This is a genomic window from Pelagibius marinus (assembly GCF_014925385.1).
GTDB lineage: Bacteria > Pseudomonadota > Alphaproteobacteria > Kiloniellales > Kiloniellaceae > Pelagibius > Pelagibius marinus.
Genome location: NZ_JACSDK010000015.1, coordinates 15,597 through 31,783, shown reverse-complemented (window position 1 = coordinate 31,783; position 16,187 = coordinate 15,597). Strand labels below are relative to the sequence as shown.

The 16,187-nt window shown below is 61.2% G+C and carries 15 protein-coding genes and 1 tRNA gene; 11 read left to right on the top strand and 5 right to left on the bottom strand.

Annotated elements, in window-relative coordinates; all coding sequences use genetic code 11:
- Window positions 1-164 precede the first annotated feature (164 nt).
- The 6 genes from infA (at window position 165) to H7X47_RS17860 (ending at window position 3,710) form a co-directional block, all read left to right on the top strand.
- A complete protein-coding gene (gene infA / locus H7X47_RS17885) occupies window positions 165-383 on the top strand; it encodes a translation initiation factor IF-1 (protein WP_193370093.1) in 219 nt (72 codons plus the stop codon).
- A 16-nt stretch (window positions 384-399) separates the two neighbouring features.
- Window positions 400-1,020: a Maf family protein gene (locus H7X47_RS17880; RefSeq protein ID WP_227010594.1), complete on the top strand. Its 621-nt coding sequence runs from the start codon at window positions 400-402 to the stop codon at window positions 1,018-1,020.
- 8 nt (window positions 1,021-1,028) lie between these two features.
- Window positions 1,029-2,222, top strand: coding sequence for a ribonuclease E/G (locus H7X47_RS17875; protein ID WP_193370092.1), 1,194 nt, complete (start codon window positions 1,029-1,031; stop codon window positions 2,220-2,222).
- A gap of 4 nt (window positions 2,223-2,226) precedes the next feature.
- Window positions 2,227-2,460 (top strand): DNA gyrase inhibitor YacG, encoded by a 234-nt coding sequence (locus H7X47_RS17870; protein WP_193370091.1) that lies wholly within the window; start codon window positions 2,227-2,229, stop codon window positions 2,458-2,460.
- 2 nt (window positions 2,461-2,462) lie between these two features.
- The gene (locus H7X47_RS17865) at window positions 2,463-3,419 is read left to right on the top strand and encodes a S1C family serine protease (protein WP_193370090.1); all 957 of its coding nucleotides are present in this window, start codon (window positions 2,463-2,465) and stop codon (window positions 3,417-3,419) included.
- 215 nt (window positions 3,420-3,634) lie between these two features.
- Window positions 3,635-3,710, top strand: a tRNA-Phe gene (locus tag H7X47_RS17860).
- Window positions 3,711-3,732: 22 nt separating this feature from the next.
- Here H7X47_RS17860 and H7X47_RS17855 read toward each other — a convergent pair.
- Window positions 3,733-4,875, bottom strand: coding sequence for a tyrosine-type recombinase/integrase (locus H7X47_RS17855; protein ID WP_193370089.1), 1,143 nt, complete (start codon window positions 4,873-4,875; stop codon window positions 3,733-3,735).
- Between the two features lie 551 nt (window positions 4,876-5,426).
- Here H7X47_RS17855 and H7X47_RS17850 point away from each other — a divergent pair.
- From H7X47_RS17850 to H7X47_RS17840, 3 genes are all read left to right on the top strand, one after another.
- Window positions 5,427-6,533, top strand: coding sequence for a Fic family protein (locus H7X47_RS17850; protein ID WP_193370088.1), 1,107 nt, complete (start codon window positions 5,427-5,429; stop codon window positions 6,531-6,533).
- A 61-nt stretch (window positions 6,534-6,594) separates the two neighbouring features.
- Entirely contained in the window at window positions 6,595-6,825 is a 231-nt protein-coding gene (locus H7X47_RS17845) for a hypothetical protein (RefSeq protein WP_193370087.1), read from the top strand.
- A gap of 217 nt (window positions 6,826-7,042) precedes the next feature.
- Window positions 7,043-8,131 carry a DUF4238 domain-containing protein gene (locus H7X47_RS17840; protein WP_193370086.1) on the top strand — a complete coding sequence of 363 codons (1,089 nt, stop codon included), beginning with the start codon at window positions 7,043-7,045 and terminating at the stop codon, window positions 8,129-8,131.
- 398 nt (window positions 8,132-8,529) lie between these two features.
- Here the strand turns inward: H7X47_RS17840 and H7X47_RS17835 are convergent, their stop codons facing one another.
- The 3 genes from H7X47_RS17835 to H7X47_RS17825 all read right to left on the bottom strand — a co-directional run bounded on the left by H7X47_RS17835 (window position 8,530) and on the right by H7X47_RS17825 (window position 12,642).
- Window positions 8,530-10,005 (bottom strand): UvrD-helicase domain-containing protein, encoded by a 1,476-nt coding sequence (locus tag H7X47_RS17835; RefSeq protein WP_193370085.1) that lies wholly within the window; start codon window positions 10,003-10,005, stop codon window positions 8,530-8,532.
- The gene (locus H7X47_RS17830; RefSeq protein WP_193370084.1) at window positions 9,995-11,749 is read right to left on the bottom strand and encodes an ATP-dependent nuclease; all 1,755 of its coding nucleotides are present in this window, start codon (window positions 11,747-11,749) and stop codon (window positions 9,995-9,997) included. The genes H7X47_RS17835 and H7X47_RS17830 overlap by 11 nt, the downstream gene beginning before the upstream one ends.
- Before the next feature lie 545 nt (window positions 11,750-12,294).
- Complete coding sequence (locus tag H7X47_RS17825; RefSeq protein WP_227010592.1) at window positions 12,295-12,642, bottom strand: plasmid mobilization protein; 348 nt, start codon at window positions 12,640-12,642, stop codon at window positions 12,295-12,297.
- 684 nt (window positions 12,643-13,326) lie between these two features.
- On the opposite strand from H7X47_RS17825, the gene H7X47_RS17820 reads away from it, so the two are divergent.
- Window positions 13,327-14,241, top strand: a complete 915-nt coding sequence (locus tag H7X47_RS17820) for a nucleotidyltransferase and HEPN domain-containing protein (RefSeq protein ID WP_193370082.1) — start codon at window positions 13,327-13,329, stop codon at window positions 14,239-14,241.
- Between the two features lie 19 nt (window positions 14,242-14,260).
- Complete coding sequence (locus H7X47_RS17815; RefSeq protein WP_193370081.1) at window positions 14,261-15,583, top strand: hypothetical protein; 1,323 nt, start codon at window positions 14,261-14,263, stop codon at window positions 15,581-15,583.
- Between the two features lie 270 nt (window positions 15,584-15,853).
- Here the strand turns inward: H7X47_RS17815 and H7X47_RS26150 are convergent, their stop codons facing one another.
- Window positions 15,854-15,988: a hypothetical protein gene (locus tag H7X47_RS26150; protein ID WP_264373101.1), complete on the bottom strand. Its 135-nt coding sequence runs from the start codon at window positions 15,986-15,988 to the stop codon at window positions 15,854-15,856.
- Window positions 15,989-16,187 lie beyond the last annotated feature (199 nt).

Here is a 16,187-nt window from a genome sequence, read left to right as displayed (position 1 = left end):
CCACCCCCTGACGCGGGTGTTTGTCCTCTTCTGCGCTTTTCTGTATGATCCGCGCGCTCTCTCGCCGTCCGGGGAACCCCAGGAGACAAGGGCGGGAGATAAGGAGTTTAACCCGGCCGGCGCGATAAAACGCGACGGCCGCTGCACCGAGATAAGAAGGACAGATGGCCAAGGAAGATCTACTGGAATTCCAAGGTACCGTCGTTGAGCTGCTGCCCAACGCGATGTTTCGCGTGAAGCTGGACAACGACCACGAAGTGCTGGCGCATACCGCCGGCAAGATGCGCAAGCACCGTATTCGCGTTCTGGCGGGCGACCGCGTGAACGTCGAGATGACGCCCTACGACCTGACCAAGGGCCGCATCACCTTCCGCTACAAGTAAACCGACGGGCCAGGTCATGGCCGTAGTTCCTGCCGGGCAACCTCCGCTGGCCGAAATGCAGCCGGCGCCGCCGCTTGTGCTCGCCTCGGCTTCGCCGCGGCGGCTGCAGCTGCTGCACCAGGTCGGCATCCTGCCCAGCGACGTCGATCCCGCCGACATCGACGAGACGCCGCGCCGCCGCGAACTGCCGCACCACTACGCGCGCCGTGTCGCCCTCGACAAGCTGGGCGCCGTGGCCGCGCGCCATCCGGACAGCTTCCTGCTGGCCGCCGATACCGTGGTGGCCGTCGGGCGGCGCATCCTGCCGAAGCCGGAGGACGAGGCAGAGGCGCGGGCCTGTCTGGAGCTGCTCTCCGGGCGGCGGCACCGGGTGCTGGGCGGCGTCGCCGTGCAGGCTCCGGACGGACGGCGCGTCGATACCCTGGTCACCACCGCCGTCGTCTTCAAGCGCCTCTCGGAAGAGGAGCTGCGCCGCTACCTGGCCGGCGGCGAGTGGCGCGGCAAGGCCGGCGGCTACGCCATCCAGGGCGCGGCGGCGGCCTTCATCCCCAAGATCATCGGCTCCTATCCCAACGTGGTCGGCCTGCCCCTGGTGGAGACCTGCAATCTCCTGACCGGGCTGGGCTACCGCATCTGAGGCCGGCCGTGACGGCTGAACTCTTCGTCTCCGTCCTGCCCGGCGAGACCCGCGGCGCGCTGCTGCGGGACGATCTTCTCGACGAGCTGCTGATCCTGCGCGATGACGCACCGCCCCAGGCGGGCGACCTCTTCCTCGCCCGGGTGCAGCGTTTCGACAAGGGTCTGGACGGCGCCTTCGTCGACCTGGGCCTGGAGCGGCCCGGCCTGCTGCCGCGCCGCGAGATGCCGGAGGGCCCGGGAGGCGGCGTGCCGCCGGAAGGCACTGCCCTGGCGGTGAAGGTGCTGCGCGCGCCGGCCGAGGACAAAGGCGCGCGGGTCAGCGCCAAGGGGATCAGCGCCTTGGCGATCAAGGACCTGAAGGCCCCGGCGCGTCTGGGCGGCGGTGCTCTTGTGGCAGTCCAGGGGCCGCTGGCGACCCTGGTCGCGCGGGCGGCGCCGCAGCGGGTGGTCTGCGACGACGCGGCCCTGCTAAAGCAGCTGAAGGACCTTGTCGAGGGGGACTGCGACTTCGACCTGCACAGCAGCGGAACCCCGCTGTTCGAGGCCGAAGGCCTGGAGGCGGAGATCGAGGGCCTGTTGAGCCCGCGCGCCGAGTTGCCGAGCGGCGGCTTCCTGCTCGTCGAGCCGGGCCGGACGCTGACCGCCATCGACGTCAACGCAGGAGCCAGCGACGGGCGCGGCGGGGCCGAAGCCCAGGCCAAGGCGGTGAACCTGGCGGCGGTGCCGGTCATTGCGCGGCAACTTCGCCTGCGCGGGCTTTCCGGCCTTATCGTCGTCGACTTCCTGGCCATGAAGAACCCGCTGGACCGCAAGGCGGTGGCGGCGGCGCTGCGCCAGGCGGTGGCCGACGATCCGGAGCCCTGCCAGGTCTTCGGCGTCTCGCCCTCGGGCCTCTTGGAGATGACCCGGCGGCGCGGCCGCCTGCCGCTGCACGAGATCCTCTGCCGGCCCTGCGGGTTTGCCGGGAGCGGGCGCGAGAAGACGCCGGAGACCCTGGCCTACGAGGCGCTGCGCGCCACCGTGGCCGGTGCCCTGGGCCAGGCGGTGAGCAAGATCACCCTGCGCGCCGCCCCGCCGGTGGCCGCGGCGCTGAAGGCGGGGCAGGCCGGCGCCCTGGCCGCGGTGGAGCGCCGCCTGGGCCGCCCCGTTCACGTCGCCGCCGACCCCTTGGTCGAGACTTACGAGCTCGTGCTAGGCTGAACCGATGAGTGACGAAACCGACGATCTGGACAAAGTGGTGCCGCTGCCGCGCAAGGACGGCGGGCGGCGCAAGTGTCCCATCTGCAAGGCGCCGGCGGTGCACCGCTACCGCCCCTTCTGTTCGCAGCGCTGCGCCGATATCGACCTCGGCCGCTGGGTGAAGGGCAACTACGCCATCCCGACCGAGGAAGGGCCCGACGCCGAGGCTCCGGTGGACCCCTCCGAGGAGGACTATTGAACATGCGCCGCTCCGCCGTTGCGGCGCTGACGGCCCTGCTGCTGGTGACGGCCGCGCCGCCGGCCGCCCGCGCCTTCGATGCTCGCGTGCTGGACTCCGTGGTCTCGGTGCTGCCGCTGTGGCCGGGCCAGCCCCAGGGCGGCCAGCCGGACCTGCCGCCCGGCGTGGCGCCGGAGGGCACGGCGGTGGCCATCGCCCCCGGCGGCTACCTGGCGACGGCCCTGCACGTGGTCGACCAGGCGCTGGAGGTGACGGTGCGCCTGCCCGACGGCCGCCTGGTCCCGGCGGAGGTGCTGGGCAGGGACCCGGCCAGCGACCTGGCGCTCTTGGGGATCGAGGCCGACCTGCCGCCCTTGCCCTACGCGCCGGAGCCGGCCCTGGGCGCGCCGGTCTGTGCCGTCGGCAACCAGTTCGGGCTCGACATCTCGGTCACCTGCGGCGTGGTCTCGGCCCTGCACCGGGCGGGCACCGGCTTCAACCCCATCGAGGACTTCGTGCAGACCGACGCGGTGGTGAACCCCGGCGCCTCCGGCGGCGCCCTGGTGGACGCCGAGGGGCGGCTGGTCGGCCTGCTCTCGGCCATCTTCACCATGGAGAGCGACGCCAACATCGGCGTGAACTTCGCCGCCTCGGCCGAACTGCTGCGCCGGGTCATGGTGGATTTGAAGACTTACGGCCGGGTGCGCCGGGCCAAGGCCGGCCTGGGCCTGGAGGAGCTGGATCCGGAGGAGCGGGCGAGCGAGGTGGGCCTCAGGGTGCACGGCGTGCTGCCCGGCGGCGCGGCGGAGGCGGCCGGAATCCGCGCCGGCGACCTGCTGACCGCCGTGGAGGGCCGCCGCGTCACCAAGGTGGCCGAGGCCATCGCCGCCCTGCAGATGAAGCGCCCCGGCGAGGCCGTCCGCCTGAACCTCGCCCGGGACGGCCGGACCCTGGAACTGGACCTCGTCCTGGCGCCCTAGCAGGGGTGCCGGTCGCGGGCCGCGGAACCCGGGAAATCCCGGAAAACTTAAGATTTTCCGGGAAAAATCCGCCAAGAAATATGCCCGGGGGGCTGGACAGAGCCGGGCGCAGGGCCTATAAGCCTGCGTCGCCGCTCAACGCGGCGCGACAAGGGGCCCGGGACCTTCCCGGAGCGGCCGCCCGGCCGCAGAATACCAACAGCCCCGCCCAGTGTGCCCAGGTAGCTCAGTTGGTAGAGCACATGACTGAAAATCATGGTGTCGGTGGTTCGATTCCGCCCCTGGGCACCACCTATCTCTTAAAATATTGAAATTATTTCTTTTTCTCGGCGCGTGTTGCACCTTGGATGTGAGGTGCAACACAACTGTTCTCATTCTGGTCTGTCATCAGCAAATGCATTGATGCGCCGGCCAGCCGCTTTCGGTCTGCTTTACGCGTGTACAGGGCCGCCTGCTTCGGGCTTTCCCAGCCGTAAATGGCCATTAGCTGATGCTCGGTGGCGCCATTCTCCGCTGCGATGGTGGCCCCTGCTTTGCGGAGCCCGTGGGCGGAGCAGTGGGGCAGACCGGCTTCATTGCAGCGTTTGCGAAACCAGTTTCCCAGACCGTTGGACGTGAAGGGCTTGCCAAACTCCGTGACCAGATAAGACAGGTGCCCGGAGGGGGTGGCCTCGATCGATTGGCGCAGTGGCGGGAGGATCGGCACGACACGGGCCTTGACCTTGAGGCTGCGGCCCTTTGCCTCGGTGAAGTGCAGCTCGTTGCCCCGCTCCATCTGTGGGCCCAGCCTCACAGCGTCGGAGCGGCGCACGCCGGTGTAGAGGAACAGATCCAGCGCCAAGCGGGCTTTGGTTCCCACGGGGTGGCGCTCCTGGAACTGCTGAATTTCCTCGACCGACCAGGTGTGAAAACCATCGGGGTTGTTGCTGGAGAGGTAGGGGACATCGCGAGCGGGGTTGTCTTCGGTCCGCTCGGTGTCGACGGCCCACTTGAATACCTGGCGCAGCGCTTTGACCATGCCGTTGGCGGCTTCCGGGCGGTCTGACATCTCGTCGCGCCACATCCGCACGTGTCGGCGCTCGATGTAGCCGGCGCCTTTGTCGCCTGTTTCAATGCCCTTCTGGTCCGTGCGCTTGCACAGCCGTTCCAGGATGAGCTGGCGGACGTGGCGGGTCGACTTGGAGAGCCGCTTGAATTCCGGGCTTCGGTAGTATTCCTGGCAGAGGTCACGAAGCGTGCCCGAAAGGGGCGTGTCGACTTCTCGGGGCTCGCCGTCAGGCGGCAAGCCCAACTCCTTCAGAGCCGCCAAATACTCGCTTATGAACTCCGGGGTTCCCGGCGAAGCCTTAAGCCGAATCCACCTTCCGGTTCGTCGACGAACATAAAGGCACAGCTTGCCGTGGCGCGAGCGCGTGCGGGTCACATAAGGGGGAAGCTTCATCGGCTCAGTCGTCATGAGGGTTTCTACTCATCCTATCCGACAGTCGATCGAAGGCTTCGTCAATCATCCTGAGGTCCCATCGCGGATGGCCGATGTAGCGCAGTGGCCTTGGCATCCGCCCGTCAGACACCATCTGATCGAACTTGCTAGCCGATACGCCTACGTAGGCCGCCGCTTGAGTTTTTGACAGACCTCGCGGCGCAAGCGACGGCGGCAGGTCGCTGTTTCGTCTTGCGATGGACATTGGCATCTACCGGTTTGAACGCATGGTCCCTGGACGAAGGATGTTCTAAGGATGGGCTGGGCTACCTAGAGTCGAGTCGCCGCCAGCCTATGCGGCTTGGAATAAGGATGCCGCCCAGTTCTTAACAGCAGGTTGATAGCAACCATATGTAGTGGGTAGTTCGGCGCTCTTAGCCCCATATGTTGTGTTTCTGGCTCGGTCGGCGACCGCGGCGCCGCTGAATGCGGAGATTGACCCTGGTTTTCTCCGCATATCATGCGGAGAATAGCCTTGACCGATGCGGAGAAAGGAGGGCATATTCTCCGCAAGGAGTGCGGAGAATATGCCCTATATCCATGAATTACCGAACTGGCCGGATTTACGCTGGGACCACGAGGTTCTGGTGGAACCGCTTGCCACCGTCCGTCACCGGCAGGGGCGGCTGATCGGCCGTATGGAGGGGCTCGGCTTTGACCTGCGCGGTGAGGCGATGCTCCGGACCATGACCGAGGACGTCATGAAGACCAGCGAAATCGAGGGAGAAATCCTCGATCGCGACCAAGTGCGCTCATCCATTGCCCGGAGCCTCGGCATGGACATCGGCGGCCTTGTCCCAACGGATCGTGATGTGGAGGGCGTTGTCGAGATGATGCTCGACGCGACCCAGAACTATGGCCAGAAATTGACCGACGAGAGGCTGTTCGGCTGGCACGCGGCGTTGTTCCCGACCGGGCGCAGCGGGATGCAGCGGATCACGGTCGGCGCCTGGCGCGACGATAACTCGGGACCGATGCAGGTGATCTCCGGGCCGGTCGGGCGTGAGCGCGTTCACTACGAAGCGCCGCAGGCGGCACGCGTTGCCGGCGCCATGAAAGCTTTCCTTGACTGGTTCAACAACGAGGGCGGCATTGATCCCGTGCTCAAGGCGGGCGTTGCCCATCTTTGGTTTGTGACCATTCACCCGTTCGAAGACGGCAACGGACGGATCGCTCGCGCCATCGCCGACATGCAGCTTGCCCGCTCTGAGCAAAGCGCCCAACGCTTCTACAGCATGTCCGCGCAAATCCAGCAGGAGCGAAAAGCATACTACGAGATCCTCGAAATGACGCAGAAGGGCGATCTCGACATAACCGAATGGCTGACTTGGTTTCTGGCGTGTCTGTCACGGGCATTTGAGGGCGCGGAGCACGTCCTGGCTGGCGTACTGAAGAAAGCGCGCTTCTGGGAAAGGAATGCCGCCAACCCACTGAACGAGCGGCAGCGCAACATGTTGAACCGGCTACTCGATGGATTCGACGGCAAGCTCACATCGTCCAAGTGGGCAAAGATCGAGAAGTGTTCGCCCGATACGGCGTTGCGTGACATCACCGATCTGTTGAACCGCGGAATTCTCACCAGAGACGAGGGAGGGGGACGTAGCACCAGCTATTCGCTGGTGGATGTCGCGTGACGGAAATGTCCGTCTTTTTGCATAGTTGATCTTGCCCATGCTTCGTTGAAAGGAAGCATGCATGACGACCCACATGGAAATGCTGGGCGAACGGCTGAGTGGCGTAGAGCGCCCCGAGGGCTTTCTGGCGCGGGGCCTGAAAATGTCAGCTTCTAGGACATTCCAGACATTTGAAACCCAGGCTCCGATCGGGCGGTGTCTCAAGTTGACCCAAGGCGTAAGTACGACGGATGCCGCTCTACGTCAGCAATGCGGTAAAAGCGGCTTTCGCGCCAACCAGCACTATCCGTAGCCTGTGGCCGGATGAGGACGTTGGCGGTTTTCGCGAAGCAAAGACTTGGATTCCACAAAAAATCTGACATTCAAAGTCAGGACGCGATGGTTCGCTGCGGTGTAGATCAGGAATATCCACTTAGTGTTGCACTGGTTAGTGAGTCCTACATCATCGAAACTAGCGGAATGCCCTATTTGGAGCTCCCCTAAGAGCCTCGCGTTAGGAAATATCTTCGATGGCCGAAAAGAAAAACCAACATTTTGTTCCGAAAGTTCATCTAAAAAATTTTTCTACGGATAGTCAAAAACGGCAAGTCAACATCTGGATTCCAAAGCTTGATAAGTTGGTTTTTGGCGCTTCGATCAGAGATCAGTGCTCAAAGAGCTATTTGTACGGCAAGGATTTAAGAATCGAGGAATTCTTCAATACCCCTGAGGGGATGTTCGGAGATGTTGTCAATAAGCTGACTGAGTCTCAAACACCGGCGAAAGAAGATCTCGATAAACTGTTGTTTCTCTGGCTTTTACAGCATCTGCGAGCCGAAAAGGCGATAAAGGACCGGTTGCTGATGATGTCCTCTATGCGTGAGAAGGTTGCTTTAGGGCAAAAAGAAAATGACGAACTCGAAGACTTCCTCGGCCCGCCTATGGAGGGTCCGGAAGCAATGGAAATGGTCTTAGACAGTGCAAGGGTTTTCTTTGACACCATTTCAGACCTTCGGTGTGTTCTGCTAGTCAACAAATCCAAGACTGGCTTTGTGATGTCTGATAACCCAGCTGTTTCATCAAACAAACTAGTGTTGAAAAGGTACATGAAGTACCGAAACTGGGGGCTTGGTGGTGCAGGCTTGTATGTTTATCTGCCATTGACGCCCAAGCTAGGCTTTTTCGCGTTCGATCGCCATGTCTATGAGTTGAATGGTCGAGAAGGTATGACATGCAAGCTTAAGGAAAAAGACGCCATCGCTTTGAACCAACTTGTTTATCTGTTCAGCAACGACGTAGTCGTTCTATCGCCTTATGGAGATACAACGCAAACCGTCGAAGCGCTAAAGGAAGTGGAAAACTCAAAGCCTGAGAGCACCCTGCGAGTAAATATTGCAGTTGAGGACGAAGAACAAAAATTCGAAGGAAGCAAAAGGTTTTCAGTCGCTACAGATGAAGAGTTTGCCGCTTCGACGAAGGGTGGCCTGATCCACGTCGAAAGTGTCCCCCCGATTGTTCCGCGGCATCTTCCGAAACTTCGGATAAGGCAAAGGCCCAGGTTTATAGACACTATGTCGGGAGCTGGACTAAGACGCTATGGTGGCATTCAGCCAAGTTGAATATCTCCGATTCTGCTTTTAATGCGCTGCAAGCAGAGATGGCGCGCGTCGACAATGGTAGATATGGGCCAGAGGCACCAGACCACCTAGCTAGGCAGCACGTTGGCTCTGGGCTCAAAGCGCTCAATCGCTTCAACGCTTGGATTTTCCGCTTCTGGCACCAAAGCTGTCGTGTGCCGGGCTACTCAGCAAATGCCGCTTCTGTCCCGTTTGCAGACTCTTGGGTCATACGAGACTTACCTTCTAAGATTGTTCTGGATGGTAGGAGGTGCCGGATAAACTAAGTGCTGGGGCACTTGCCTCTCAGTGAATCTCGGAAAAGTGCGTTTATGAGTTTTTCTATTCTTCCGAGAAGATATCTCAAGATTTTGCGGGCGAGGGTCTGGACTCTCCACGCATCAAGAACTCTTAGAACGCTTGGGTGCAAACTGCGGCGAAGAAGAGAGAATCGTGAGCGAACGAACTGGCCGGGTCAGTGCGACGTACAGGTGCTTTCGGTCAAGGCCTTGCGCGTCAATAACCAGGGCGTGGTCAAATTCAAGACCCTTCACAAGAAGTGTGCTGCCGACATTTCGCGTGCCAAGAACTCGGCCGCGATGCCTGGTCCGATTCTGGGCCTGCCATACCGCATCCGTCAGGCTCGCAAGTTGCCCTGTGCCCATGAGCCTGAGCGCGGTGCACATGGAATAGAACATCTCACGGCGGTATGCGCGGGTCTGCGCCCGTCCGTGCAACGCGGTGAGCAAGGCGAGAACAAGGTGGTAGCCGCCCGCCCGCGTGATTTCAACACATAGTGGAATGAGATCGGCAAACTTCTTTGCCCCGGCTTTTCCGCCTGCTAGGTGCGAGTTGACCGAACTGAGAAGCGGCGCCTTCTCCACGCCTGTCATGCAGGTCGCCGCAAATTCGAGCACGGCTTCGAGCCGTGCCATGCCGGCGCAACCCTCAAGGCCAGCGGCAGCCTTAAAAAGGTCCGGACAGTCGATCGCCTCGATATTGGAACAGCCCCACTTGGAAAAATGCTTTGCAAGTGATGCGCGTGATTTCGGATTCGCGCTGTCGGCCATAATCACGAGATTTTCATCGCTGTCCAATTCGATGCCGCGGAACGCCTCGGTGATGATCTGCCGGCGCTGCGCCTGAATCGGATTGGATTTGGAAGGAGGCGGTATCTGGAACCAGTGCACGCAAGGGGTTGTGTTGGAAAAATCCAAGTTGGCGCCGTTGTCCAGAACAGTACGGACGCCTTTCAGCCAGCCGGCCATACCCTCGTTTCCCGCGTTCTTCCAGCGCCAGGGCGTGGTGAGTTCATGGCATTTTGGAAAAGCCGGGAAAACGTCCTTGTCCCACTCGACAGGCTTCTGGCCTTTGAAATCGAAGATCGCCTGTAAATGATCGCCAAAGACGCAGGTCGGGAAATGAGACGCGAGCGCGCAAATGATCTCGTGCTGGTCCGCCGTGCAGTCCTGGTATTCATCAACAAAGAGCCCGTCATATGAGGCTTTGAGCACGCGCGAAACGGCGCCGCTGCGCACGAGTGCCGCCGCGCTCTGGTAAATACCGTTCCATTCTTTGCCCGACGGCTCGGCAACCGGAATGGCAGAGCGCTGCGGATAGGAAGCGGCGAACCGGAGCGCCCATCCGGCAATCGTATCGATCCGATATTTGGCCTCCGGCACCTTTCGCTTCTTCAGTCGAGCTCTGAGCGCATCGACGCCAGCGTGGGTATGGGTCAGGATAAGGCGACAGCCTGTCGATGCCTGCGTCGCTCGGGCGATCTGCTCGGTTTTGCCGCAGCCGGCGGCAGCGACGATACTGCCGCGTTCGATGCTCGCGGCAATCTTGGCGGCCTCTTCATCTATGTCATCCGCCATCGATCCACTGCCGGAGCTTGGTTATGCCGGCGGCAAATGGTGTGCCGGCGGTCGCGCCGAGGTCGGCGCCAATCATGTACCCGATGGCTTCGGCGCGTCCCAAGTCTTTAATCCACGAGGCGCGCTTTTGTCCTTTCTTGGCGACAGCGGCTGCCGCGAGCGTTTGCCGGAAAGCCTTGGTGTCCAGTGCTGCCGGAAAGGTGAGATCGCCAAGAGGTGGAGATTGCGATTCGGCCAGAACGTTGTTGATGTGGGCGCGGATCGCGTCTTCACCGAGTTCGCTGGTGAGGTAGTCCATGACCTCGCGCACGGCTTCCCATTTGAGATCGGCAAACAACCGGCCCTCGGTGGAAACGTCTCCTTCCCATTGGACGATCTTGCCGCCTTTGGAGCGCACACGGTCAAGAGTTTGCGGATTTGGGGCTTCGTCCGAATCGAGCAGCAAGGCGGCTTGATAGCCGAGGTCAAGCAGAGACTCAGCGATATCGGGACCCGAATCTTTGCCGTCGCCGTGAATGATAACCGCGCCCTGATAAGCGCATGACGGCTTGCCGTTATCAGTCCACCAGCTATCAAGCCCGCGGAGCAAACCTGCTTCTGTCCGCCCTTCGCCGACAAGCACGCGTCTTGCGAGAAAGGCTTCAGGAGAGACGCGCAGATGGGCCTGGATTTTCTTTGCGTTCTCCGGGGTCGAAGCGGCGGAGCGCACGCCTACATCGCCGCCCGTCTCGCGGACGGTGAAAATATCGCCAGCATCAAGTTCACGAACGACCACCGGGGAATGGGTGGTCAGGAATATCTGTGAGCGCACGTCGCCGGAGGGCGTCGTCTTCTTGCCCTTCAGAAATTTGAGAAGCCTTGCGATGCGGTGAGGCTCGAGCCCGTGTTCAACTTCGTCGATCAGCGCAACGTGGGAGCTGCTCGCGGCTTCGTGCTGGAGGGCAGACACCAGGAGCCGTGAGGAGCCGGTTCCCAGCCGGCGCAGCGGCAGCGCGCCGTCGTGCAACGCGATGCCGCCAGTACTGACGCTGACGGATTGTACGTCGAGTTCAGCCTTGTACTTGTCTCTCACCGGAACGGAAAAATCAGCGCTGAGCTTTTGCACCTTTTCGACCGTCGCGCTGAATACGTCCGTGCCGCTCTCCTTGAATGCCGAGCGCGCCGCGCGGCCGGCCTCCGCCAGCCTGAGATTGACGCTTTCACCGGACTCTTCGATCTGGCTTAAGACGGATTGGCGACCCCAGCCCAGATGGCGTTTTGCATAGGGGCCGAGCCGCGATGTGGCAAGCGTCTGCATGTCCTTGTAGCGGATCATCGGTGGATCGCCTTCGGCCTGCGCGATGCGCTCATTGAAAAGCGACCACCGGGCCTCGAGTGATTTATCGATCGTGACCCTGAGCGAGAGCACTTCTTCAAGCGTGCCGTCCGGTTCGTCGTGCAATTGTTCCGCAGCCGCATCCCAGCCGCGCAGGTGAAGCCCGTATTTGTTTTCCGCGAGGAATTCGACCGGAAGATCACCCATTGTAAGCGTGATTTTGACGGGCTGTTCCACATCGAGATTGTGGAAGTCGGCGTCATCGCCAAGGAAGTAACTGCGCGGATTTAAGGCGAGCTCGATAGCATCAAGCACCGTCGTTTTCGTTGAGTCGCCCGGTCCAATCAAACAATTCATACTCTGCCCTGGAGCCCAGCAGAGGGATTGGATGCCGCGAAAATTTTTGATTTCGATGTGTCGGATGCGCATGACCCATCTATGCCGTCAGGAGAAAGGAAGCAATAATGCCCATCATCTGTGTTTCCTACGCGGCCAGGAGCCACTGACTCCAAAACGGCTGCGGGCAAGAATTCCCCAAATGCACAACGTTTAGCTCCACATACTGCGATATGGAGCGCCGGGACCCAAACCACATAGTGGCAGAGTGAGTCCGAGTAGTCGACCTATCCGTGCAGCTGCCCGCATGTTTGGGATCCGCCCGATATGGATTTTCTTACCGGGCCATCGCATTCGGGCCATCTTGCGCAAGCGGTGGCACCCGCTAGTCCCGATTTCGTGGGCGCGGTTGAGCACGAACCAGAGCGCTAAGAAACGGAGGCAACGCTGCTTACTAGGGTCGTCGCCTTTTGGCACATCGCGGACGACGGTGGATCGCTATCTGAAGGTCTTTAGCCTTTGAGCAGCGGGCATGAAACCTGCTAGGCCCGGAACAGGGTCACCGCTCCATGTTGCCGTCCCGGGCACGCTTCTCGAACTCGAAGTCTTCGTCGTGCTCGGAGAAGGGCAGCATTTGTCTAAACCTTCGTCTGGAGCCAGGCGCGGATCTGGCCCAGCGCGGCGTCGAGGTCGGCTTTGACCTCCGCGAAATGCTCCTCGGTCGGCGCCCGGCGGCTGGAGCCCCGGTTGTAGGCCTGCAGCTCGCGCAGGAGGGTATTGAGGTTGATGCCGGCGCGGCGGAGCTGTTCGCGGTTGAGATCGAGCGCGTTGATCTCCTCTCGGGTCAGGAAGGGCTGGCGGTTCACCGCGGATTTGATCAGCGCCAGCACATAGCCCGACATGGTGAGCCGCTCGGCCGCGGCGGCGGCCTTCAGCTCGTCCTTCTGTGCAGGCGTCAACCGGACTTCAAATCTGGACGTTTGCATGCGCACTCCCGTACCTGGTTCGCCTCAGCACCGGCCCCGCAGGGGGCGGTAAGCTACCCGCCTGGCGCCGCTGCCTGCGGCGATCTTGGCGGGTCTGGCCGGCAGCCCCTGCGGGGCAGCCGACCTGGCATTTTGTACGTACAAAATGCGTATCCTGCCCCACATGTTGATTGTTGTTGGCCATGGAATAACAAGGACTTAACGAGGGCCATCTCGGAAAACTCGATGGCACTGGCTTCGTCGTGCCCCGAAATTCGATGGCACCCCCTGCGAAACCCGATGGCACCCTCCTGAAAATCCGATGGCACTCCGGATTTACCTGATGGCACCGCTCGGAAACCCGATGGCACGTCCAAGAGGGGAGGCCGGCGCCCAAGTCAGAAAAAATGGAAAGCGGACGCCCTTCGGGCGCACCTTGTCCCTCGCGGACTGCCTTTCGGCGGCCCGTCTTGAAGGGCCGGTCGGCAAGAAGATCGAATGTCAGACAAGGCGAAGGCACGTCCGACACACAGGATGTGATGGGCGCGCCTTTTCCGTAGAATACCTTTGCATGCTCCGAGTCTCCGGCCCGTCCTGACGGTTCGGCTCGCTGGCTGTCTTTGACCTCTTCCCCCATCTCCGTCTGCTGTATACAATCGAAGGTCGAAATTGGCTCCTCCCGATAACCCGGCCCCCCTCCCGAAGATGAAGTTCAGCCTGGATCACCTGCCGCCGAAGAAGCAGCGCGAACTGGAGCGGGCGCTGGAGATCCTGCACGAGGAGTTCGAGGACGCCCTCAAGGGCTCCAGCGCCGACTGGAAGAAGCGCGGGCGCATCCTCAAGGTCATCCTCTTCGGGTCCTATGCCCGGGGCTCCTGGGTAGACGAGCCCCACACCACCAAGGGCTACCGCTCCGACTTCGATCTGCTGATCATCGTCAACAACAAGAAGCTGGCCGAGTTCGAGCCCTACTGGCACAAGGCCAGCGACCGCTTCATGCACGACCGCGCTATCAAGACCCCGGTCAGCTTCATCGTGCACAGCCGGCGGGAGGTGAACGAGGCCATCCGCAAAGGGCAGTATTTCTTCACCGACATCCGCAAGGAGGGCGTCGTCCTCTACGAGCTGGATGACGAGCCGCTCACCGATCCCCAGCCGTGCTCGCCTAGGGAGGCGTATGAGACCGCCAAGGAGCACTTCGAGGATCGGATCCCAACAGCAGAGGATTTCCTCGATACCGCACGCTATTTGCTAGACAAAGGCCGGACAAAGCAACCTGCCTTCTTGTTGCATCAGGCGGTTGAGAATGCCTATACGGGGCTGCTTCTGACGCTAACCAACTACACGCCGCCAGCGCACAACATCAAGTTCCTGCGATCGCTCGCCGAAGACCAAGACCGAAGCCTTGTGGAGGCCTGGCCGCGCGAGCTGGCCGCTCACCGCGCCTGGTTCAATCTGCTCGTCGAGGCCTACGTGAAAGCGCGCTACTCAAAGCACTACAAGATCGAGCGGGAGGCCTTGCTTTGGCTCGGAGAGTGCACGCAGCGACTTCACAAGCTGGTCGAAGCCGCTTGCAAGAAGCATCTCGCCAAGCTCGCCCGCAACGCCGGCAAACGCTAGGCCGTCCGCATCGGATGCCATGATGACACAGACGGTCTTCTATTCCTGGCAAAGTGATCTGCCGAACAGCACAAACCGCGGCTTCATTGGCGACTGTATTGACCGTGCAATCAAGAGCCTTCACGCAGAACTCGGTCGCGAAAACGCACTGAGGGCGGAGGATGGTGTTCGGGGGGCGCCCGGGAACGTCGATGTTGCACGGACTATCTTCGAGCGTATCGACGGATGCGGAATCTTCGTTCCCGACATCTCGATTGTCACTCAGGCCGGCGCCAAACGGCCGATGCCTAATCCGAATGTGATGATTGAATACGGGCGTGCGACCGCGACCGTAGGAGACAGCAGGATCCTGCCCGTCTTCAACACCGCGTACGGCAATTGGGAGACCGACCGGCCATTCGACATGCGGCATAAGAATAGACCGCTTACCTACCACCTCCCTGAGAATCCCGATCAAGATCAACGAGACAAAGCCAGAAAGGCGCTGGTCAAAAGCCTTGAACGGGCGTTCGGCGAGATTATCTCGGCTGGCCTTCTCGAAAGCGAACAAGACAAACCGCCGACCTCTGACTTCGGAACAGTCTTTAGCCGTCAAGATGACAACGTCTTTCCAGTGTCGCTGTTAGGTCGGATCGACCCGCAACATCCGTTGCAGGAGGGTGACACGAAGGTCTGGCTTTGTCCTGGTCCGCAAATGTTTCTGCGACTGATCCCGGCAGAGCAAACTGGAAGCTTTGACCCGCTTGACCTCCGCGCATGGCTACCGTCGGGAAACGTCCGGGACCTTATGGGCCATCAGACAAAAGGCGCGTTCTATTATGCGAGAAATCAAGAGGGTGCGGCGGCTTTCACAATCGATCTGAGCAAGACAGCTGAGAATAGGAAGGATGCTTACGCCTTTGGTGCGACGCAGGCGTTCACGAATGGAGAGCTTTGGGGTGTCGACACCTGGCTTCTTGATCCCGAAAGAACTAGGGGGAGAGAGGAAAACTCTCGTCCGACTATCGCCCCCCACATGCTCGAGGAAGGCTTAGTGGTCACCTTGTCCCAGTACCTGAGGTTCGCGCGCGACGTTCTAATGCTCCCCCTCCCATTGAGATGTGTTGCAGGACTTCGGGAGATCAGAGACTATTCCTTTGACTTCGGTGACGGCACATTTGGCACAAACTTCGGTCATGAGTGCATTGAGGACTACCTTATCGATCACTACGAGATACGCATCTATCGCGTCCTCGAACCTTTCTTCGAAAAACTTTGGAGTGATTTCGGTCGCCGCCGGCCGCGGGCGGCCTCTGACAAATGGGAACAAGCCGTCGGATTCGACCTTGATGCAAAGCCTTGAGATAGCGAGTTTACTCTCAACGCAGTTCCTGGCGCTTGCAGGCCGCCCTGTCGGGCTGCGCCGGGCCGTCTCAAGGGGCCTCCGCCCGCCTCCGGAGGCGACCACCCGGTCAACGATCGTTCGGCCTCCTTGCCGGATTGTTTCCCCTCCTTTTGAAGTCTTCCGGAAAAGGAATTGTCATGACCGACAGCAAGGACCGCCCGCAGGAAGCTCCGCCAAGACGGTCGCGGCCGCCGAGGTCAAAATCGACGCCGCGGTGCACGCCGTCGCTCAGCTGATGCGATCCGGGCCCTCCTCCAGGATGCGCGGCGTCAAGAGTTCGACGTCCTCCTCGCGGAGGGCCCGGATCGCATCAGCCGCGACCAGGTCAACGCGGATCACCGTCGAGGGTCCCGAGCTACACATCGTCAAGGATGCCCTCTGGCAGGCCGTCAAGCCCCGCCAGGAGCAGCTTACCGAGACCTTTGCCAAGACCATCATCGCCACCCGCGCCGGCCACGCTAGGACCATGCTCAAGCTGCGTCGGCCGGTCACTCCGCTCTCTCGGGTCTGGTCTTCTGCGGCTGCTGCGGGAGCGCCTAAACGGGTCGTCAAATACGATTAT